The sequence below is a fragment of the Edwardsiella ictaluri ATCC 33202 genome (assembly GCF_000264785.1).
In the GTDB taxonomy this organism is placed as follows: Bacteria; Pseudomonadota; Gammaproteobacteria; order Enterobacterales; family Enterobacteriaceae; genus Edwardsiella; species Edwardsiella ictaluri.
The window spans coordinates 22,288-43,509 of sequence record NZ_AFJI01000018.1; the positions used below are offsets into that span (position 1 = coordinate 22,288).

General features: G+C 60.8%; 16 protein-coding genes and 1 pseudogene. 12 read left to right on the top strand and 5 right to left on the bottom strand.

Going from position 1 to position 21,222, the window contains the following annotated elements; genetic code table 11:
• Positions 1-282: 282 nt before the first annotated feature.
• Positions 283-1,479, top strand: a complete 1,197-nt coding sequence (locus EIEH_RS01780; protein WP_015869554.1) for a glycine C-acetyltransferase — start codon at positions 283-285, stop codon at positions 1,477-1,479.
• Between the two features lie 9 nt (positions 1,480-1,488).
• The gene (gene tdh / locus EIEH_RS01785) at positions 1,489-2,514 is read left to right on the top strand and encodes an L-threonine 3-dehydrogenase (protein WP_015869555.1); all 1,026 of its coding nucleotides are present in this window, start codon (positions 1,489-1,491) and stop codon (positions 2,512-2,514) included.
• Positions 2,515-2,571: 57 nt separating this feature from the next.
• On the opposite strand, the gene EIEH_RS01790 is transcribed toward tdh, so the two are convergent.
• A complete protein-coding gene (locus tag EIEH_RS01790; RefSeq protein WP_015869556.1) occupies positions 2,572-4,092 on the bottom strand; it encodes a YifB family Mg chelatase-like AAA ATPase in 1,521 nt (506 codons plus the stop codon).
• A 287-nt stretch (positions 4,093-4,379) separates the two neighbouring features.
• On the opposite strand from EIEH_RS01790, the gene EIEH_RS01795 reads away from it, so the two are divergent.
• From EIEH_RS01795 to ilvA, 7 genes are all read left to right on the top strand, one after another.
• Complete coding sequence (locus EIEH_RS01795) at positions 4,380-5,615, top strand: MFS transporter (RefSeq protein ID WP_015869557.1); 1,236 nt, start codon at positions 4,380-4,382, stop codon at positions 5,613-5,615.
• Between the two features lie 127 nt (positions 5,616-5,742).
• Positions 5,743-5,841: an ilv operon leader peptide gene (gene ilvL / locus EIEH_RS17175; RefSeq protein WP_071525675.1), complete on the top strand. Its 99-nt coding sequence runs from the start codon at positions 5,743-5,745 to the stop codon at positions 5,839-5,841.
• A gap of 137 nt (positions 5,842-5,978) precedes the next feature.
• On the top strand, positions 5,979-7,628 hold the full coding sequence (gene ilvG / locus EIEH_RS01800; RefSeq protein WP_015869558.1) for an acetolactate synthase 2 catalytic subunit: 1,650 nt from the start codon (positions 5,979-5,981) through the stop codon (positions 7,626-7,628).
• Positions 7,625-7,915 carry an acetolactate synthase 2 small subunit gene (gene ilvM, locus EIEH_RS01805; RefSeq protein ID WP_015869559.1) on the top strand — a complete coding sequence of 97 codons (291 nt, stop codon included), beginning with the start codon at positions 7,625-7,627 and terminating at the stop codon, positions 7,913-7,915. The genes ilvG and ilvM overlap by 4 nt, the downstream gene beginning before the upstream one ends.
• Positions 7,916-7,968: 53 nt before the next feature.
• Positions 7,969-8,898, top strand: a complete 930-nt coding sequence (locus EIEH_RS01810) for a branched-chain-amino-acid transaminase (protein WP_015869560.1) — start codon at positions 7,969-7,971, stop codon at positions 8,896-8,898.
• A gap of 101 nt (positions 8,899-8,999) precedes the next feature.
• Positions 9,000-10,850 (top strand): dihydroxy-acid dehydratase, encoded by a 1,851-nt coding sequence (ilvD, locus tag EIEH_RS01815; RefSeq protein ID WP_015869561.1) that lies wholly within the window; start codon positions 9,000-9,002, stop codon positions 10,848-10,850.
• 2 nt (positions 10,851-10,852) lie between these two features.
• Positions 10,853-12,397 carry a threonine ammonia-lyase, biosynthetic gene (ilvA, locus tag EIEH_RS01820; protein WP_015869562.1) on the top strand — a complete coding sequence of 515 codons (1,545 nt, stop codon included), beginning with the start codon at positions 10,853-10,855 and terminating at the stop codon, positions 12,395-12,397.
• 3 nt (positions 12,398-12,400) lie between these two features.
• On the opposite strand, the gene ilvY is transcribed toward ilvA, so the two are convergent.
• The gene (gene ilvY, locus EIEH_RS01825) at positions 12,401-13,297 is read right to left on the bottom strand and encodes an HTH-type transcriptional activator IlvY (protein ID WP_015869563.1); all 897 of its coding nucleotides are present in this window, start codon (positions 13,295-13,297) and stop codon (positions 12,401-12,403) included.
• A 198-nt stretch (positions 13,298-13,495) separates the two neighbouring features.
• On the opposite strand from ilvY, the gene ilvC reads away from it, so the two are divergent.
• Entirely contained in the window at positions 13,496-14,974 is a 1,479-nt protein-coding gene (gene ilvC / locus EIEH_RS01830) for a ketol-acid reductoisomerase (protein ID WP_015869564.1), read from the top strand.
• Here the strand turns inward: ilvC and ppiC are convergent.
• A pseudogene (ppiC, locus tag EIEH_RS01835) lies at positions 14,971-15,252 on the bottom strand (peptidylprolyl isomerase PpiC). The gene ilvC and the pseudogene ppiC overlap by 4 nt on opposite strands.
• A 214-nt stretch (positions 15,253-15,466) precedes the next feature.
• Here ppiC and rep point away from each other — a divergent pair.
• Positions 15,467-17,494: a DNA helicase Rep gene (gene rep / locus EIEH_RS01840; protein WP_015869566.1), complete on the top strand. Its 2,028-nt coding sequence runs from the start codon at positions 15,467-15,469 to the stop codon at positions 17,492-17,494.
• Between the two features lie 68 nt (positions 17,495-17,562).
• Here rep and gppA read toward each other — a convergent pair whose 3' ends face one another.
• Both gppA and rhlB read right to left on the bottom strand, forming a co-directional pair.
• Positions 17,563-19,065 carry a guanosine-5'-triphosphate,3'-diphosphate diphosphatase gene (gene gppA / locus EIEH_RS01845; RefSeq protein ID WP_015869567.1) on the bottom strand — a complete coding sequence of 501 codons (1,503 nt, stop codon included), beginning with the start codon at positions 19,063-19,065 and terminating at the stop codon, positions 17,563-17,565.
• Positions 19,066-19,070: 5 nt separating this feature from the next.
• Positions 19,071-20,360, bottom strand: coding sequence for an ATP-dependent RNA helicase RhlB (gene rhlB / locus EIEH_RS01850; RefSeq protein WP_015869568.1), 1,290 nt, complete (start codon positions 20,358-20,360; stop codon positions 19,071-19,073).
• Between the two features lie 145 nt (positions 20,361-20,505).
• Here rhlB and trxA point away from each other — a divergent pair, with 145 nt between their 5' ends.
• Positions 20,506-20,832, top strand: a complete 327-nt coding sequence (gene trxA / locus EIEH_RS01855; protein WP_012846980.1) for a thioredoxin TrxA — start codon at positions 20,506-20,508, stop codon at positions 20,830-20,832.
• The last annotated feature ends 390 nt before the right edge of the window (positions 20,833-21,222 follow it).

Sequence of the window (21,222 nt, forward strand, 5' to 3'; positions counted from 1 at the left end):
CCTTTCGATGAGCTAACGGGAGCGCTCGAATGCGCTACAGATGGCATTATCATATCATTTCATGGCGCAGCAAGCAGCGTTGGGGGTGCAGTTGTTAACCAAAAAGCGAATGCGAGACGGCGCGCGCTTGCGGGATAGACGTACTTTGTGACGTATTCTCACTTGCCGCGCGACATGACGTGATAGATGCTGCATTTCTAGTATTGTAAAGGTTGCAAACTCGTTTCAATACTGTTTCAACGGTAAGATACTCTAGCAAACCCGGAACCTAGGAGATAACCCATGTCTGCGGATTTTTACCAGCAGCTGGCGCAGCAGCTCGTTGCGACGCGTGCTGAAGGTCTGTACAAGACCGAACGGATCATCACCTCTGCCCAGCAGGCGGAGATTGCCGTGGCTGACGGTAGCCGCGTACTGAACTTTTGCGCCAATAACTATCTTGGGCTGGCCGATCACCCTGCGTTGATTGCTGCTGCCAAGGAGGGGATGGAGTCACACGGTTTCGGTATGGCCTCGGTGCGCTTCATCTGCGGCACCCAGGATAGCCATAAGGCGCTGGAGCAGCAGCTGGCAGCCTTTCTCGGTATGGAGGATGCCATTCTTTACTCCTCCTGCTTTGATGCTAACGGTGGGCTGTTTGAAACGTTGCTGGGGCCGGAGGATGCCATCATTTCCGATGCGTTGAATCATGCATCGATCATCGATGGGGTACGCCTGTGTAAGGCGCGGCGTTACCGCTACGCCAATAATGACATGGCCGAGCTGAAAGCACGTCTTGAGCTGGCCCGGGCCGAGGGCGCTCGCCATATCATGATCGCCACCGACGGGGTGTTCTCCATGGATGGCGTGATCGCCGATCTGAGATCGATTTGCGATCTGGCGGATGAGTATGATGCCCTGGTGATGGTGGACGACTCGCACGCCGTCGGGTTTGTCGGTGGCCATGGTCGTGGGACGCCGGAGTACTGCGGCGTGGTGGGGCGTGTCGATATTATGACCGGTACCCTGGGCAAAGCCTTGGGCGGTGCATCCGGCGGCTATACTGCAGCCCGTAAAGAGGTGGTCGAATGGCTGCGTCAGCGTTCGCGACCGTACCTGTTTTCCAACTCGTTGGCGCCGGCCATCGTCGCCGCCTCATCCCGAGTGTTGACCCTGTTGGCTCAGGGGGACGATTTGCGCGCTCGCCTGTGGGATAACGCCCGCCTGTTCCGTGAAAAGATGACCGCCGCCGGTTTTACCCTGGCCGGTGCCGATCACGCCATCATTCCTGTGATGTTGGGAGAGGCGAAACTGGCGCAGCACTTTGCCGATCTGCTGCTGCAGGAGGGGATCTATGTGACCGGGTTCTTCTATCCGGTGGTGCCTCAGGGGCAGGCCCGTATTCGCACCCAGATGTCGGCAGCCCATACGCCTGCGCAGATTGAACAGGCCGTAGCCGCCTTTATCCGCGTTGGTAAACAGCTTGGTGTCATTGCCTAGGGGTCTGATATGAAAGCCTTATCCAAACTGAAAGCCGAAGAGGGTATTTGGATGACCGATGTGCCGCTGCCGGCGCTGGGTCACAACGATATCATGATCAAAATCCGTAAGGCGGCGATCTGCGGGACGGATGTCCATATCTATAACTGGGATACGTGGTCGCAAAAGACCATTCCGGTGCCGATGGTGGTCGGGCATGAGTACGTGGGCGAGGTGGTGGCCGTCGGACAGGAGGTCAGAGGCTTTCGCATTGGCGATCGCGTCTCCGGTGAGGGGCATATCACCTGTGGGCACTGTCGTAACTGTCGCGCCGGGCGCACCCATCTGTGTCGTAATACCATCGGCGTTGGCGTTAACCGCCAGGGGGCTTTTGCCGAGTATCTGGTGATCCCGGCCTTTAATGCGTTCAAGATCCCCGACAATATTCCCGATGCGCTGGCAGCGATTTTTGATCCGTTCGGCAATGCGGTACATACGGCGCTTTCTTTCGATCTGGTCGGGGAGGATGTACTGGTCTCCGGAGCGGGGCCGATCGGCATTATGGCCGCAGCGGTCTGTCGCCATGTAGGGGCGCGCCATGTGGTGATCACCGATGTGAATGACTACCGTCTGGATCTGGCGCGTAAGATGGGCGTGACGCGGGCGGTCAACGTCAGCCGGGAGTCGCTGCCGGAGGTGATGCAGGCGCTGGGGATGAGCGAAGGGTTTGACGTCGGGCTGGAGATGTCCGGCGCACCGCCGGCTTTTCATACGATGCTGGATACCATGAATCACGGCGGTAAGATCGCTATGCTGGGTATCCCGCCGGGTGATATGGCCATCGACTGGAACCAGGTGATTTTTAAGGGGTTGTTGATTAAAGGGATCTATGGGCGTGAGATGTTTGAAACCTGGTACAAGATGGCGGCACTGATCCAATCAGGTCTCGATCTGACGCCGATCATCACCCATCAATACGCTATCGATGACTTTCAAAAGGGATTTGATGTGATGCGCTCGGGGCATTCAGGCAAGGTGATCCTGAACTGGTCGTGAGTCCATGACTTGGTATCGTGAGCTATCACGCCCGCGTATATGCGGGCGTGATGCGTTTTAGCCCCTTTGCAGGGTGAGCAGTAGCCGATCCATGGCGCGGTAGCTCAGCGCCTCGGCCAGATGGCGGCGTGCAATGTTATCGCATCCTTCCAGATCCGCCAGCGTACGCGCCACTTTCAGCAGCCGGTGCCAGGCGCGTACCGATAGTGCCAGGCGCGTGAGCGCCTGCTCCAGATAGAGGGCATCGTCCGGAGCCAGACGGCAGTCGCGATCGCGGGCGGCGCCCTCCAGATGCGCATTGAGCCGGCCGCCACGGGCATACTGCCGCACCCGGGCGGCGCAGACCCGCCGGCGTAGGGTCGCACTGTCTTCGCCATCCGCCCGTTGGCGGGCCAGCAGGCCCGGTGACAGCGGCGGAACATCAATCGACAGATCGAAGCGGTCAAGCAGGGGGCCGGACAGCCGGGAGAGGTATCTTAGCACCTGCGCCGCCGCCGCCCGGCGATCGCGCCCGTCAGCGTGGCCACCGCTGCTGGGATTCATGGCCGCCACCAGCTGTACCCGGGCGGGAAAGCTGACCTTTATCCTGGCGCGGGACAGATGGACGACGCCGGACTCCAGCGGTTCGCGCAAGGCGTCCAGGGTTCGCCGGTCAAATTCGGCCAGTTCGTCAAGAAACAGGACACCGTGATGGGCCAGCGAGATCTCGCCGGGTTTCGGCAGCGGCCCCCCGCCGATCAACGCGGCCATGGAGGCGCTGTGATGTGGTGCGCGAAAGGGGCGCACGCCATAGCGCGGCGGCATGGTGCCCGGGTAGGCCAGACTGCTGATGGCCGCCTGCTCCAGTGCCTCATCCGGGGTCATCGGCGGCAGCAGCCCTGGCAGGCGGCAGGCCAGCATGGTTTTACCGGTGCCCGGAGGACCGATCAGCAGCAGGTTATGTCCGCCGGCGGCGGCGATCTCCAGCGCCCGTCGTGCCTGTGCCTGGCCGATAATGTCGGCCATATCGCCGGTGTCTGTACCGCCGCTCGTCATCTCGCCGGCCGGCGCGGCCTCCAGGGATGCCTGGCCGCTCAGAAAGGCGCAGACGGCCAGCAGCGATGGCGCGATGGGGGGCCGTGGGGCCGCCAGCAGCCCAAGCTCGGCCGCGTTATCACTGGGCGCTATCAGGGTACGCTTCGCGTGGGCGGCGCTCAGCGCGGCGGGTAGCGCCCCCTGGACCGGGCGCAGATCGCCGGACAGGGCCAACTCTCCAATAAACTCGTAGTTGCAAACGGATACGTGCGGGGCCAGCTGCCCGGACGCCAGCAGCAACGCCAGCGCCATCGGCAGATCGTAACGCCCCCCTTCTTTGGGCAGATCGGCGGGTGCCAGGTTCAACGTAATGCGCTTCGGCGGGAACTGAAATCCGCTGTTCAACATGGCACAGCGTACCCGATCTTTGGCTTCGCGTACGGCCGTTTCCGGTAGACCCACCAGGGTAAAGCCCGGCAGGCCGTTGCCGATATGCGCCTCAATGCGGACCTCGGGGGCTTGAATACCCAGGGCGGCGCGCGTGTATACAGTGGCCAGAGTCATGATGGTCTCTCCTTTCGGCATGTCATCATGGCGCAAGCGTTGAGCAGGGAAAGGGGGCAGAGTCAGGGATGCGGGGGCGTCCGCGGAAAGGCTGCTTCCGCGCAATAATTTTTAACACATTAACAACAAGTGTAACCCGTCGGCGATTTACCCAGCGGAAAGGTCAGGGTTATTTTAACAAAAGACATACAAAAAGCTGACGTCATGCCAACAATCTAGATGGCCATCCAGGCTAAGGGCGTAACAGCACTCTTCTTACCCTATACCCTACCTAAAGGTAACATATTATGCTTGGTTGGTCTGCGCGGCAGCGTAACGTGGCTATTGCCAGCTTTTTGAGCTGGACGCTGGATTCATTCGATTTTTTCATTCTGGTCTTTTTGCTTAGCGATATCGCCCGTACGTTTCACGTCGGGGTGGAGCAGGTCACGCTGGCCATTCTGTTAACGCTGGCGGTACGCCCGATCGGGGCGCTAATTTTTGGTCGGGCGGCGGAAAAGTATGGGCGGCGTCCCATTTTGATGCTGAATATTATCTGCTTTTCCCTGTTTGAACTGCTCTCTGCCGCGGCGCCCTCGCTGATGATTTTTCTGTTGCTTCGGGCGCTGTACGGCGTCGCGATGGGGGGAATTTGGGGGGTGGCATCATCATTGACCATGGAGACCATTCCCGATCGCTCACGTGGGCTGATGTCCGGTATTTTTCAGGCTGGCTACCCGTTTGGCTATTTACTGGCGGCGGTGATCTACGGATTATGTGCTCAGGCGCTGGGCTGGCGCGGTATGTTTATTATTGGCGCCGTGCCGATCGTCTTACTGCCGTTCATCTACTTTTGTGTTCCTGAGTCGCCGGTCTGGCTGGCGGCGCGTGCGCAAAATCAGAGCGTCGCGCTGTTACCGGTGCTGAGGCGTCACTGGAAGCTGTGTGTTTATCTGGTGGCGCTGATGGCGGCGTTTAATTTCTTTAGCCATGGTACTCAGGATCTCTATCCTACGTTTCTTGGGATGCAGCATGGTTTCTCTGCAAATATCATCAGTATTATTGCGGTTGCCTACAATATTGCGTCAATTATTGGTGGCGTATTCTTCGGTACCCTGTCGGAGCGGATCGGCCGTAAACGCGCCATCATGCTGGCGGCGCTGCTGGCGCTTCCGGTGATCCCGCTGTGGGCCTTTTCCAGCGGCTCGCTGATGCTGGGCGTCGGCGCCTTTTTGATGCAGTTTATGGTACAGGGCGCGTGGGGAGTGATCCCTACTTATCTGAACGAGCTGGTGCCGGCCAATGCCCGTGCGGTACTGCCGGGCTTTGTCTATCAGCTGGGTAATCTGATTGCATCGGTGAATGCAACAATGCAGGCGTCGATCGCCGCCGATCATGGGCAAAACTATGCGCTGGTGATGGCCATCACGGCGGCCTGCGTTGCGCTCACGATTGTGGTACTGATCGCCTTTGGCCGCGATACGCGCGGTGTGCCGATGGCAGAGAAAATCTGCCATCAAGATCAGTCTATAAAAATTAGCTAACTCAATGTGTTGCTCGATATTGCGCCAGGGATGGTGCAATTCATATGCAAAAAAAGGGTTGTCAGCGTACAAAAAACTGTGATAACTCTGTAAGCATCGTATGTCAAAACAACAGATTTCACTGTTTATGAGCCTATTCGTCCAAGTGATTAGCCTAGTCGTGATTAGTGTGGTGGTGATTATTATACCACCGTGCGGGGCTGCACTTGGACGAATAAGGGCTTAAAAATCAAGCCAGAATCAGAAAAGAGCCTCCGCACCATCCGGTCCGGGGGCTCTTTTTTTACGCCGCGGCCGGCGGAGGCAGGGATAGCTTGAATCAGAATAAAATTCTGAAAACTATGGTATGGCCAGGGGTTAATCATGAATGGAGCGCAGTGGGTAGTACAAGCGTTACGTGCGCAGGGAGTGAACCAGGTTTTCGGTTATCCGGGCGGCGCGATTATGCCGCTGTACGATGCGCTGTATGACGGCGGTGTGGCCCACTTGCTGTGCCGACACGAACAGGGCGCGGTGATGGCGGCGATTGGCTATGCCCGCGCCAGCGGCCGCGTTGGCGTCTGTATCGCCACATCGGGTCCCGGTGCCACCAACCTGATCACTGGTTTGGCCGATGCCATGATGGATTCGGTACCGCTGGTGGCGATCACCGGACAGGTCGCTTCGGCGCTGATTGGCACCGACGCTTTTCAGGAGATGGATGTTCTGGGACTGTCGCTGGCCTGTACCAAACACAGCTTTATGGTGACCTCGCTGGCCGAGCTGCCGGAGGTGATGGATCGCGCGTTTGCTATTGCGGTGCAGGGGCGCCCGGGGCCGGTGCTGATCGATATTCCCAAAGATATTCAGCTGGCACAGGGAGATCTGGCTACGCCGTTGTGTAGCGTGGCGCAGGTGCAGCCATCCTGCCCGCCAGCGGCGTTGGCGCAGGCGCGAGCCATGCTGACGCAGGCGCAGCGTCCGGTGCTGTACGTGGGGGGCGGCGTAGGGATGGCTGGTGCGGTGCCATCGCTGCGCTCGCTGGTGTCGCGCAGCGGGATGCCGGTCGCCGCAACCCTAAAGGGGCTGGGCGCCGCCGATGATCGTCACCCCGCTTACCTGGGGATGCTGGGAATGCACGGCTGTAAGGCGGCCAATCTGGCGGTGCAGCAGTGTGATTTGTTGATCGCCGTCGGCGCCCGCTTTGACGATCGGGTTACCGGCCGCCTTGATGCCTTTGCACCGCAGGCGCAGGTGATCCATCTGGATATCGATCCGGCGGAGCTGGGCAAAGTGCGTCAGGCGCACGTGTCGCTGTGTGGCGATCTGAACCTGCTGCTGTCGGCGTTGACCATGCGGTTGGAGATCGCGCCATGGTTGCAGCAGGTGGCGGCGCTTAAGGCGCAGCATGCCTGGCGCTATGACCATCCCGGCGAAGCTATCTATGCGCCGCTGTTTTTGCGTCAGCTCTCCGGGTGTAAGCCGCCGCAGGCGGTGGTCACCACCGATGTCGGACAGCATCAGATGTGGAGCGCCCAACATATGCGATTTTCCCTGCCGCAGGATTTTATTACCTCCAGCGGGCTGGGGACCATGGGGTTCGGGATCCCGGCCGCGGTCGGCGCACAGGTCGCTCGCCCTGACGACTGCGTGATCTGCGTATCCGGCGATGGCTCTTTCATGATGAACGTTCAGGAGCTCGGTACCATCAAGCGGGCCAGGCTGCCGCTGAAAATTGTGCTGCTGGATAACCAGCGTCTGGGGATGGTGCGCCAGTGGCAGCAGCTGTTCTTTGATGCCCGCTACAGCGAAACCGATCTCTCTGATAATCCGGATTTTTTAACCCTGGCGCAGGCGTTTGGTATCCCGGGGCAGCGCATCAGCCGCAAGGCGCAGGTGGCAGAGGCGCTGGAGGCCCTGTTTAGTACCCCGGGCCCTTATCTGCTGCAGGTCGCTATCGACGAATTTGAAAATGTCTGGCCGCTGGTGCCGCCGGGCGCAGGCAACGAATCTATGCTGGAGAACGTATCATGATGCAGAGCCCTTCATTCCAACACCATCTGGCTATTCAGGCACGTCGCCGTCCGGAGATCCTGGAGCGGGTTTTGCGCGTGGTGCGCCACCGAGGCTTTGAGATCCACGCCATGAACATGGCTCAGGACGGCGACTGTGATAGCGTCAATATTGAGCTGACGGTGGCCAGTACGCGGCCGGTCACACTGCTGTCGTCCCAGCTGATTAAGCTGCTGGACGTCGCTCGGGTTGATGTCAGCGCCCCACGATCGTTGCGCATGCTGCCCCGTCGCCAGGTGCTGGGCTGAGTAGTTTTCCCCATTATTGAATCAGGCGCAGGTCGCCAGTAAGGAATAAGTTAATGACCACCAAGAAAGCGGATTATATCTGGTTTAACGGCGATATGGTGCCCTGGGGCGAGGCCCGGGTACACGTGATGTCTCACGCTCTGCACTACGGTACCTCGGTTTTTGAGGGGGTGCGTTGCTACGAAACCCACCGTGGCCCGGCGGTATTCCGCCACCGTGAACATATGCAGCGCCTGCATGATTCGGCGCGTATTTATCGCATGCCGCTGGCCTACAGCGTTGAGGAGTTGATGGCCGCCTGCCGTGAAACCCTGCGCCGGAATCAGCTGTCGAGCGCCTATATCCGCCCGCTGGTCTTTATCGGTGACGTCGGCATGGGCGTGAATCCGCCCGCAGGCTATGGCACGGATGTGATCCTTGCCGCTTTCCCCTGGGGAGCCTATCTGGGGGAGGAGGCGCTGGAGCAGGGTATCGATGCCATGGTCTCCTCCTGGCATCGTGCCGCTCCCAATACCATTCCGACCGCGGCCAAGGCCGGTGGAAACTATCTCTCTTCACTGCTGGTGGGATCAGAGGCACGGCGCCACGGTTATCAGGAGGGCATTGCGCTGGATGTCCACGGCTATGTTTCTGAGGGGGCAGGTGAAAACCTGTTTATGGTGAAAAATGGGGTGATCTTCACGCCGCCGTTTACCTCCGCTGCCCTGCCGGGGATCACCCGTGACGCGATCATCACCCTGGCACAGGCGCAGGGGCTGGAGGTGCGGGAGCAGGTGCTGTCCCGCGAGGCACTGTACCTGGCCGATGAAATTTTTATGTCGGGTACGGCGGCAGAAATTACGCCGGTGCGCAGCGTGGATGGTATCCAGGTCGGGATTGGCCGCTGTGGCCCTATCACCAAGCGGGTACAACAGGCCTTTTTTGGCCTGTTCAACGGCCAGACCGAGGACCGCTTTGGCTGGCTGGATCCGGTGAATCCATAAGCCTGCCGCTCCGGTAGGCTGAGCCGATGGGGCGTCGGGAGTGCGGCGCCCGTTCATTGATTTTCCCGCGCAGCGCGGGTAACGCAGGGAGTGAATTGTGCATGCCTAAGTATCGTTCTGCCACGACCACCCATGGCCGTAATATGGCCGGTGCCCGCGCGCTGTGGCGCGCGACCGGAATGACCGACGCGGATTTCGGCAAGCCGATCATTGCCGTGGTGAACTCGTTTACCCAGTTTGTGCCGGGCCATGTGCATCTGCGCGATTTGGGCCGGTTGGTCGCCGCGCAGATCGAGGCCACCGGCGGTGTGGCGAAAGAGTTTAATACCATCGCCGTGGATGACGGTATCGCCATGGGGCACGGCGGCATGCTCTATTCGTTGCCCTCGCGGGAGCTTATCGCCGACTCCGTTGAATATATGGTCAATGCCCACTGCGCCGATGCCATGGTCTGCATCTCCAACTGCGACAAGATCACCCCCGGGATGATGATGGCGGCGCTGCGCCTGAATATCCCGGTGATTTTTGTCTCCGGGGGCCCGATGGAGGCCGGTAAAACCAAGCTCTCCGATCGGTTGATTAAGCTGGATCTGGTCGATGCGATGATCCAGGGAGCCAACCCGCAGGTCAGCGATGCGCAGAGTGAGCAGATAGAGCGCGCCGCCTGCCCAACCTGCGGCTCCTGCTCCGGGATGTTTACCGCCAACTCCATGAACTGCCTGACCGAGGCGCTGGGGCTGGCGCTGCCGGGCAACGGCTCCCTGCTGGCGACCCACGCCGATCGCCGGGCGCTGTTTGAGGAGGCGGGGCAGCGTATCGTCGCTCTGACCCGGCGCTACTATGAACAGGATGATGTGTCGGTGCTGCCACGCAGCATCGCCTGTAAGGCAGCTTTTGAGAATGCCATGACACTGGATATCGCCATGGGGGGATCGACCAATACGGTGCTGCATCTGCTGGCCGCGGCGCAGGAGGGGGAGATCGACTTTACCCTGGCGGACATCGATCGCCTGTCGCGCCAGGTCCCGCACCTGTGCAAGGTTGCGCCCAGCACGCCGGATTACCATATGGAGGACGTGCACCGCGCAGGCGGGGTGATGGGGATTCTGGGCGAGCTGGATCGCGCCGGATTGCTCAATCGCGGCGTCGCTAACGTGCTGGGGCTGGGTCTGAGTGAAACCCTGGCCCGCTACGACATCATGCGCAGCGACGATGACGCGCTGCAGCGTCTGTATCGCGCCGGACCCGCCGGTCTGCGTACTGTCGAACCCTTTGCCCAGTCCTGCCGCTGGGATGCGCTGGATAGGGACCGGCAGCAGGGCTGTATCCGCGCGCGTGAGCATGCCTACAGTCAGGATGGGGGGCTGGCGGTGCTCTCGGGCAACCTGGCGCAGGACGGCTGCATCGTCAAGACCGCCGGTGTTGATCCCGATAGCCTGGTCTTCCGCGGCCCGGCCCGGGTATTTGAAAGTCAGGAGGAGGCCGTCGAGGCGATACTCGGTGGGCGGATCCACCCCGGCGACGTGCTGGTGATCCGCTATGAAGGGCCCAAGGGAGGCCCGGGGATGCAGGAGATGCTCTATCCTACCGCCTATCTCAAGTCGATGGGGTTGGGAAAACAGTGTGCCCTGATCACCGACGGGCGCTTTTCCGGTGGAACCTCCGGCCTGTCCATCGGGCATGTCTCGCCGGAGGCCGCCAGCGGCGGCGCCATTGCGCTGGTGCGCGACGGCGATCCGATCGAGATCGATATTCCGGTGCGCCATATCCGTTTAGCCATTGCCGAAAGCGAGCTGGCGCTGCGGCGCCAGCAGGAGCTGGCGCGCGGCACACAGGCGTGGACCCCGCGCGACCGGCGTCGTAAGGTCTCGCTGGCGCTGCGCGCCTACGCCAGCCTGGCGACCAGCGCTGATCGCGGCGCAGTGCGCGATAGAGCGAAGCTGGGAGGTTAAGGATGACGTCGAACCCCTTTATCTCTTCGGCGCCGGACGGCGCGGAATACCTGCGGGCGGTGCTGCGCTCGCCGGTATATGAGGTGGCACAGGTCACGCCGCTGCAGATGATGGAAAAGCTTTCAGGCCGCCTGGGTAACCATATTCTGGTTAAGCGCGAGGATCGCCAGCCGGTACACAGTTTTAAGCTGCGCGGGGCCTACGCGATGATCGCCGGGCTGAATGAGACCCAGCGGGCCTGCGGCGTGATCACCGCCTCGGCGGGAAATCACGCCCAGGGCGTGGCGCTGTCGGCGTCGCGACTGGGGATCGCGGCCACCATTGTCATGCCGCGGGCGACGGCGGAGATCAAGGTTGAGGCGGTACGCGGCTTCGGTGGCCGGGTACTGCTGTACGGCGCCAACTTTGATGAGGCCAAGGCCCATGCCATCCAGATGGCACAGGAAACCGGCATGACCTTTATTCCGCCCTTCGATCATCCGGCGGTGATCGCGGGTCAGGGAACCTTGGCGCTGGAGCTGCTGCAGCAGGATGCCCACCTCGACCGTATTTTTGTGCCGGTGGGCGGTGGTGGGCTGGCTGCCGGCGTGGCAGTGCTGATTAAACAGCTGATGCCGCAGATCAAGGTGATCGGCGTGGAGGCCGAGGACTCCGCCTGTCTGCGCGCGGCGCTGGATGCCGGTCGGCCGGTGGATCTGCCGCGGGTTGGCCTGTTTGCAGAAGGGGTGGCGGTCAAACGCATCGGTGATGAGACGTTCCGCCTGTGCCAGCGCTATCTGGACGATGTAATTACGGTGGATAGCGACGCTATCTGCGCCGCCGTCAAGGATCTGTTTGAGGATGTGCGGGCCGTCGCGGAGCCCTCGGGTGCGCTGGCGTTGGCCGGGTTGAAACAGTATGTCCAGCGACATGCACTGCGTGGCGAGCGGCTGGCGCACGTGCTGTCCGGCGCCAATCTGAACTTTCACGGTCTACGCTATGTCTCCGAGCGCTGTGAGCTGGGTGAGCAGCGCGAGGCGCTGCTGGCGGTGACCATCCCGGAGCGTAAGGGCAGCTTCCTGACGTTTTGTCAGCTGTTGGGGGGGCGCTCGGTGACCGAGTTTAACTACCGCTATGCCGATGCCGACAGCGCCTGCATTTTTGTCGGCGTGCGGCTGACCGGCGGGCGTGGTGAGCGTGAGGAGATCATCGCCTCGCTGCGCGGCGGCGGCTATCAGGTGGTGGATCTCTCCGATGATGAGATGGCCAAGCTGCACGTACGCTATATGGTGGGCGGTCGGCCCAGCAAGCCGCTGCAGGAGCGGCTGTATAGCTTTGAGTTTCCCGAGGCGCCCGGGGCGCTGCTGAAGTTCCTGCATACCCTGGGCACCCATTGGAACATCTCCCTGTTTCACTATCGCAGCCACGGTACCGACTTTGGCCGGGTGCTGGCGGCGTTTGAGCGGCCAGACAGCGATGCCAGCTTCGAGGCGCGTCTCAAGGAGCTGGGCTATGAGTGTCACGATGAGACGGGTAATCCGGCGTTTCGCTTCTTTTTACAGGGATAGCGCTTAAGGCGCCGCGTGGGCCAGCAGCGACCAGAAGGCGGCGATCGGCGGCTCGCGCAGGCGTTTATGCTGTACACAGACGCCGAGCTCAAAGGGGGCGATGGCAACGTCGTTGTCCAGCGTGACGAGGCGGGCGCGTACGCTGTCCGGGCTGTTGTCGATCACCACCCCGGGCAGCAGGGCGATGCCGCAGCCCAGCGCCACCATGGAGACGATGGCTTCATGACCGGCGACGGTGGCGTAAATGCGCGGTGCCGGGATACGGCGGCGGCGAAACCACTGATCGATGCGCTGCCGTGTCGGCCCGTGCTGCGGCAGAATAAACGGGATCTGTGCCCAGTCCGGGCGGGGACGCTGCGCCTGATGACGTACCGGGCAGGGCTGGGCCGGGGCGATCAGCCGCAGCGGGATTTCGCCAATCGGATAGAACGCAACGCTGGTGGGCAGAGACTGGGGGCGTCCGGCGATGGCCAGATCCGCCGTGCCGCCCTGGACTTTGCTGACGGCGTCGGCGGCGTCGCCGGTGGTCAGGCGGATATCCACTTGCGGATGATGGGCGCGAAAACGGTCCAGGATCGGCGGTAGATGGCTGTAGGCGGCGGTTACGGAGCAGAACAGGTGCAGCTCGCCGCACAGGGCCGTGCCGTGGCTGTCCAACCCACTGCGTAGTTGCCGGTAGTGCAGCAGCGTCTGGCGGGCGAAATCCTGCAGCTGTTCGCCTGCCGCCGTCAGGCGGACATCGCGGTTGTCGCGTAGCAACAGCGGTTGACCGAGCTCCTCCTCTAAGCGCTGGATCTGGCGCGATAGCGTGGAGGGGCTGACGTGCACCGCCGCCGCGGTACGGCCAAAATGGCGGCTTTCAGACAGGTGTAAAAACAGTTTCAGATCGCGGATATCCATCGTATGGCATCGCCTAGGTTGTTGCAAAATACGCAATTATATCTTCTCAATATATCAATTTAAGCAACATTCGTCCTGGCCTATGATGGATTTATCGCCACCGGACAAACGCCGGACGGGCAGGGTAACGGACAACGGAGTGTCACCGGGAATATTGCCGGCAACACGGTCGCATCACTGAACAGGATGGAGTGCAGCATGAGCAACTATTTTAATACGCTGAATCTGCGCCAGCAGCTGGCGCAGCTGGGCAAGTGCCGTTTTATGGCGCGGACGGAGTTTGCCGATGGGGTTAATGCCCTGCGCGGTAAGAAGGTGGTGATCGTCGGCTGCGGCGCCCAGGGGCTGAACCAGGGGCTGAACATGCGCGATTCGGGGCTGGATGTCGCCTATGCCCTGCGTGCAGAGGCGATCGCCGAACGGCGCGACTCCTATCGCCGCGCCACCGAGCACGGTTTTTGCGTCGGGGATTATCAGGCCCTGATCCCACAGGCCGATCTGGTTATCAACCTGACGCCGGACAAACAGCATGCCGCCGTGGTCAGCGCGGTGCAGCCGCTGATGAAGCCGGGGGCGGCGCTGGGGTATTCGCACGGCTTTAATATTGTTGAGGTGGGACAGCAGATCCGTCCGGACATCACCGTGGTGATGGTTGCCCCCAAGTGCCCCGGTACCGAAGTGCGCGAGGAGTATAAGCGTGGCTTTGGCGTGCCGACCCTGATCGCGGTGCACCCGGAAAACGATCCGCGCGGAGCGGGGATGGCGATTGCCAAGGCGTGGGCGTCGGCGACCGGTGGCGATCGCGCCGGGGTGCTGGAGTCATCGTTTGTGGCAGAGGTAAAGTCTGACCTGATGGGCGAGCAGACCATTCTGTGTGGGATGCTGCAGACCGGCTCACTGCTGTGCTATGAGCGCCTGGTTGCCGAGGGGGCCGATCCGGCCTGGGCCGGCAAGCTGATCCAGTTTGGCTGGGAGACCATCACCGAGGCCCTGAAGCAGGGCGGGATCACCCTGATGATGGATCGCCTTTCCAATCCTGCCAAGCTTCGCGCCTACACGCTGGCCGGGCAGCTCAAGACGCTGATGGCACCGCTGTTTGCCAAGCATATGGATGACATTCTCTCCGGCGCCTTCTCTCAGGGGATGATGGCGGACTGGGCCGCGGACGATGCCCACCTGCTGACTTGGCGCGCGGAGACCGGCGAAAGCGCCTTTGAAAAGGCGCCGCCGTTTGAGGGCAAGATCGATGAGCAGACCTATTTTGATCGCGGTGTGCTGCTGGTGGCGATGGTGAAGGCCGGGGTCGAGCTGGCCTTCGAAACCATGGTCGCCTCCGGCATCGTCGCCGAATCCGCCTATTATGAGTCGCTGCATGAGCTTCCGCTGATCGCCAATACCATCGCCCGCCGGCGGCTGTATGAGATGAACGTGGTTATCTCTGATACCGCCGAATATGGCAACTACCTGTTTGCCAACGCGGCTGTTCCGCTGCTGCGTCAAGGGTTTATGGAGACGCTGCAGCCGGGGGATCTGGGGCAGCCGCTGCCGGCGGAGGCAGTGGATAACGCCGCGCTGCGCGAGGTCAATCAGGCCATCCGTCAGCATCCCATTGAGACGGTCGGCGAGCGCCTACGCGGCTATATGACCGATATGAAGCGCGTGGCCGTCGCCGGTTAGCTGCGGTACAGCACTTTAATGACGTGGTAGCCGAAACGGGTTTTGATCGGGCCGATAGGGGTCAGCAGCGGGCCGCTGAAGACGGCGCGATCAAACTCGGGCACCATGCTTCCCTTCGTAAACTCCCCTAGGTCGCCGCCCTAGCGCTTGGAGGGACAGCGGGAATGGCGACGCGCCAGCGTTTGAAATGAGGCACCTCGCTTCAGCTTTTGCAGCAGCGATTCGGCCTCGCTCTGACTCTCAACCAGAATGTGCAGTGCGGCGGCGCGGCGGGCCATGGGGGTATCCTTAGGGTTATTGAGATCGGTGACGTAAGAGATCGTGCAGGCGTCAGACGGTATGCGACCGCCCGTCGGCGTGATGAAAACCTGCGTAGTGTACGGCGGCAGCGCAGCGCAGGCAATGCGCCGCCGTCGCGGTTTTTTTTCCGCCGTCGCTTTCTGCTACAATCGCCTCCCGCCCATGGGGGTCACCATTAGCAGGAATATCGTCATGCGCTTAAATCCCGGTCAACAGCAGGCCGTCGAATTTGTTACCGGCCCCTGTCTGGTTCTGGCGGGCGCCGGCTCCGGTAAGACCCGGGTGATCACCAACAAGATAGCCCACCTGATCCGCGTATGCGGCTATCAGGCGCGCCACATCGCCGCCGTCACCTTCACCAATAAGGCGGCGCGTGAGATGAAAGAGCGCGTGGCGCAGACGCTGGGGCGCAAAGAGGCTCGCGGGCTGATGATTTCAACCTTCCATACCCTGGGGTTGGAGATCATCAAGCGTGAGTATAAGGCGCTGGGGATGAAGTCCAACTTCTCCCTGTTCGACGATCAGGATCAGCTGGCTTTGCTGACCGATCTGACCGAGCGCTGGCTGGAAAAGGACAAAACCCAGCTGCAGCAGCTGATCGCGACCATCTCCAACTGGAAGAACGATCTGATCGATCCCGCCCAGGCGGCGGCGCAGGCGCGCTCAGCGCGGGAACGGCTGTTCGCCGACTGCTATGGCCTGTATGACACCCAGCTCAAGTCCTGCAATGTACTGGATTTTGACGATCTGATCCTGCTGCCGACGCTGCTGCTGCGCCGTGACCCAGAGGTGCGTGAACGCTGGCAGCAGCGCATCCGTTACCTGCTGGTCGATGAATATCAGGACACCAACACCAGCCAGTATGAGCTGGTGAAGCTGCTGGTTGGCAGTCGCGCCCGCTTTACCGTGGTGGGTGACGATGATCAGTCAATTTACTCCTGGCGCGGCGCGCGCCCGCAGAATCTGGTGCTGCTGAAAGAGGACTTTCCGGCGCTGCAGGTGGTCAAACTGGAGCAGAACTATCGCTCTTCGCAGCGCATTCTCAAGGCGGCCAATATCCTGATTGCCAATAACCCACACGTCTTTGAAAAGCGCCTGTTTTCTGAGCTGGGCTACGGTGAGCCGCTTAAGGTGATCACGGCCAACAATGAAGATCATGAGGCGGAGCGCGTGGTCGGCGAACTGATTGCCCATCACTTTATTCACAAAACCGCCTACAGCGACTATGCGATCCTCTACCGCGGCAACCACCAGTCGCGGGTGTTCGAAAAAATGCTGATGCAAAACCGCATTCCGTACAAGATTTCGGGTGGAACCTCTTTCTTTTCCCGGGCGGAGATCAAAGATCTGCTCTCCTACCTGCGGGTGTTGACCAACCCGGATGATGACAGCGCCTTTTTGCGTATCGTCAATACGCCGCGGCGAGAGATAGGCCCCTCGACCCTGCAAAAGCTTGGGGCGTGGGCGAATCAGCGCGGCATCAGCCTGTTTCGCGCCAGCTTTGATGTGGGGCTGGAACAGACCCTGAGCGGCCGCGGTCTGGCGTCGCTGCAGCATTTTACCCGCTGGATGGATGAGCTGTCCCGGCTGTGTGAGCGCGACGCGACGGCGGCGGTACGCGATCTGATCCACGGCATCGACTACGAGAGCTGGCTGTGTGAAACGTCGGCCAGCCCGCGCGCGGCGGAGATGCGCATGAAGAACGTCAATCAGCTGTTCGGCTGGATGACCGACATGCTGCAGGGCAGCGATCTGGATGAGCCGATGACCCTGACGCAGGTGGTGAATCGCTTTACGCTGCGCGACATGATGGAGCGCGGTGAGTCTGAGGAGGAGGCCGATCAGGTGCAGCTGATGACCCTGCATGCCTCTAAGGGGCTGGAGTTCCCCTACGTGTATCTGGTCGGGATGGAGGAGGGGCTGCTGCCGCATCAGAGCAGCATCGATGAGGACAACGTCGATGAGGAGCGGCGCCTGGCCTATGTCGGTATCACCCGGGCCCAGAAAGCGTTGGTGTTTACCCTGTGCCGTGAGCGCCGCCAGTACGGTGAGCTGATGCGTCCGGAGCCCAGCCGTTTTCTGCTGGAGCTGCCGCAGGACGATCTGAGCTGGGAGAGTGCCCGTAAGGTGGTCAGTCCGCAGGAGCGCATGCAGCGTGGGCAGTCCCACCTAGCCAATCTGAAGGCGCAGCTGGCGCGGGCGAAATCGGCGCAGGATTAAGGGAAAGAAGAGCGTAAGAAAACGTGTATGGGGCGCCCGGCGAGCGCCCCATACTGGGGGCATCGGGATCAGTCCGATGTCGCTTCGACGATCTGCAGCGGCCAGTGTGCGTAGCCCTGCCATAGGCTCTCCTGCTGCAGGCTTTCAGCGCGCAGCGGGTGGGCTGCGAGCCAGCCCGTCGGCAGGATCAGGCGCAGGGTGTTTTCCTCGCAGACCTGCGTCAGTAACGACGGCAGCGTGCCGTCGTTGCGCTGACTGGCGAAAATGATCGCCAGGCGCAGCAGACGACACAACCGCTGGGCGGTGTGCAGCGGAACGGCATTCTGCTGGCCAAACAGCGCCAGATTGAGTGGACCGCTCTGGTTAGCCAGCAGGGTCGCCAGCAGCTTTTTCTGTGCCGGCGTGAAGCCGGGCAGGTCCAGGTGGCGGATCAGATAGGCGGTGTGCTGCGGCGCCTGACGCACATCCACACTCAGCCCCAGCTCATGGAGCAGGCAGGCCGCGTGCAGCAGCATATTGGCACTGCTATCCTGCGGCCACGGGGTCGTTAGCTGCCGGGACAGGCTGTCGGCCAGGCGCCAGACCCGCTCGGCCTGCCCTTCATCGATCAAAAAGCGTCGCTGAATGTTATGCAGTGTCCGGGTTCGGACATCGCAGCCTCCCGGCAGCGCCAGCATGCCATAGACCAGACCTTCACGCAGTGCGCCGCCTGAGAGGGTCATGCTGTCGATATGCAGCGCCTCAAACAGGGCGATCAGAATGGCCAGCCCGCTGGGGAACACCAGAGCGCGCTCCAGGGTCAGTCCCTCGATCTCCAGCTCTTCAAGCTTACCGCACTCAATGGCGCGATCGCGCAGCTGACACAGCTTATCCAGGGTGATGCGTTCGTCCATCCCCTGGGCGACCATGATCTCCTGCAGAGCCTGCACGGTACCGGATGCGCCGACGCAGGCTTGCCAGCCATGGCGTAGCAGCGTGTCGTGCACCGGGGCTATCATCGCATGCGCGGCATCGCCCGCGCGGGCAAAGTTGGCCTGTGTCAGGTGACGGTCGCTGAAGTAGCGCTCCAGCCAGGTGACGCAGCCCATCTGTAGGCTGAACAGAACGTCGGCCTTGGCGCTTTCGCCGCAGGCCAGCTCGGTACTGCCGCCGCCGATATCGACCACCAGTCGCCGGCGGGCGCCGCCGGTTGTGTGGGCAACCCCCTGATAAATCAGGCGGGCTTCCTCTTCACCGCTGATGATGCGTACCGGCCGCCCGAGGATCTCCTGCGCTCGCTCGATGAACGCGTCGGCGTTCCGGGCGATGCGCAACGTCGCCGTCGCAACGACCCGGATGTGGTCGATGGGAATATCCTGCAGGCGCTCGGCGAAGAGGCGCAGGCATTGCCATCCGCGCTGCATTGCATCCGGCGACAGGGTATTGTCAGCGTCCAGACCGGCGGCCAGACGCACCTTGCGCTTGATCCGCGCCAGTGTCTGGATACCGCCGGCCATCTCACGCACCACCAGCATGTGAAAGCTGTTAGAGCCTAAATCGATGGCGGCATACAACGCGGCGTTCTTGCCCATACTGATTAACCTGAGCGTTTACGGTTAGGGCGCGGTGCGCCGCTGCCGCGGCGCGGCGATCCCGGACGGCGTGCGCCGGTGCCGTTACGGCTACGGCTCAGGCGTTTGGGGGCCGGCAGATCCTTGAGCAGGGCATCACCGTTGTATTTGCTGACCGGAATCGAATGGCCGATATAGCTTTCGATAGCCGGTAGGTTCAGCACATACTCTTCACAGGCAAGGCTGATGGAGTTGCCGCTGGCGCCGGCACGACCGGTACGGCCGATGCGGTGCACGTAGTCTTCGCAGTCGTCGGGCAGGTCGTAGTTAAACACATGGGTGACCGCCGGGATATGCAGGCCGCGCGCGGCGACGTCGGTGGCGACCAGAATATCGATGTGCCCCTTGGTGAAATCCTCCAGGATGCGCAGGCGTTTTTTCTGCGGTACGTCCCCGGTCAGCAGGCCGACACGGTGGCCATCGGCGGCCAGGTGCCCCCAGATGTCCTCACAGCGGTGCTTGGTGTTGGCGAAAATGATGCAGCGATCCGGCCACTCCTCTTCCAGCAGCGTCTGTAGCAGGCGCATTTTCTCTTCGTTGGAGGGGTAGAACAGCTCTTCCTGGATCCGGTGGCCGGTTTTTTGCTCCGGCTCAACCTCGACATACTCGGCGTTGTTCATATGCTCGAACGCCAGTTCACGTACGCGATAAGAGAGGGTGGCGGAGAATAGCATGTTGAGGCGCTGGGCGGTCGGCGGCATACGGCGGAACAGCCAGCGAATGTCTTTGATAAAGCCAAGATCGAACATGCGATCGGCTTCGTCGAGCACCACGACCTGAATGGCGCCAAGGTCAACGTGACCCTGCTTGGCATAGTCGATCAGGCGTCCGGTGGTGCCGATCAGAATATCGACACCCTGCTCTAAGACCCGGAGCTGCTTGTCATAGCCATCGCCACCGTAGGCCAGGCCCAGGCGCAGGCCGGTTTCTTGGGCCAGCGGCTCGGCATCGGAGTGGATCTGGACGGCCAGCTCACGTGTCGGCGCCATAATCAGCGCGCGCGGCTGATTGGTTTTGCGCTCGGCAATGGCCGGATGAGTCAGTAGATAATGAAAAGTAGACGCTAAAAATGCTAGCGTCTTGCCGGTGCCGGTTTGCGCCTGCCCCGCAACGTCACGCCCGGCGATCGCCAGGGGCAATGCCAGTGCCTGAATGGGAGTGCAGCTGTGAAACCCTTTTGATTCAAGGGCTTTGATCACCATGGGGTGCAGGGCGAAGTCGGCAAACTTCTGTTCAGTCAAGTGTGTTTTGCTCATAATGGCGTAGAATAACAGTTAACCGTATCTTCACGAAAGTATTGCTTTACGAAAGCGTATCCGATGAAATAAAGTCAACCCTTTGTTGGGGGAAGTAGGCTATTACTATAACCAACAAGGCAGACTTAATCCTGTGGAGTAGAACATGAGCGATAAAATTGTTCACCTGAGCGACAGTGGCTTCGAGGCTGACGTGCTGAAGGCTGAAGGCCCGATCCTGGTTGATTTCTGGGCTGAATGGTGCGGTCCGTGCAAGATGATTGCTCCGATCCTGGACGAAATCGCAGCCGAGTATGCAGGGAAGTTGACCATTGCCAAGCTGAATATCGACGAAAACCCGGCCACTGCGCCGAAGTACGGTATCCGTGGTATTCCGACGCTGCTGCTGTTCAAGAACGGCGCGGTAGCGGCCACCAAAGTGGGCGCGCTGTCCAAGACTCAGTTGAAAGAGTTTCTGGATGCCAACCTGTAAGGTTGCCCGCCATTTGTGACGGCGTCCGGCGGTTAACGGATTCTTGTTGTTGACCGCTAGACGTCCGCTCATAAGCGTGTTAAGTTTAACCACGCTGCCTAGTCAGTGCTTACCTGTAGTTTGAATCATCTGGTTTGATCCGAAAGTTAGAATCTAAGTTTTACTCTGTTTGAAACCTCTGTATTGCCAGCGATCTTCCTGTTGTATGTGGCTTTATCGCCGGGATGAAGCATGGATCAGCAAGTTAAAACATAGGTTTTAAATCGTTAACGCCTCTTTCGTCCCATCAGCGAGAATCGTCCGCTGGATCTGTCGCACCGTTAGCAGCATGGGCGCGCAGGGGGGAAGGAAAGTTCGCAAACAGGCATGGATGACCCTGTCATACCATTC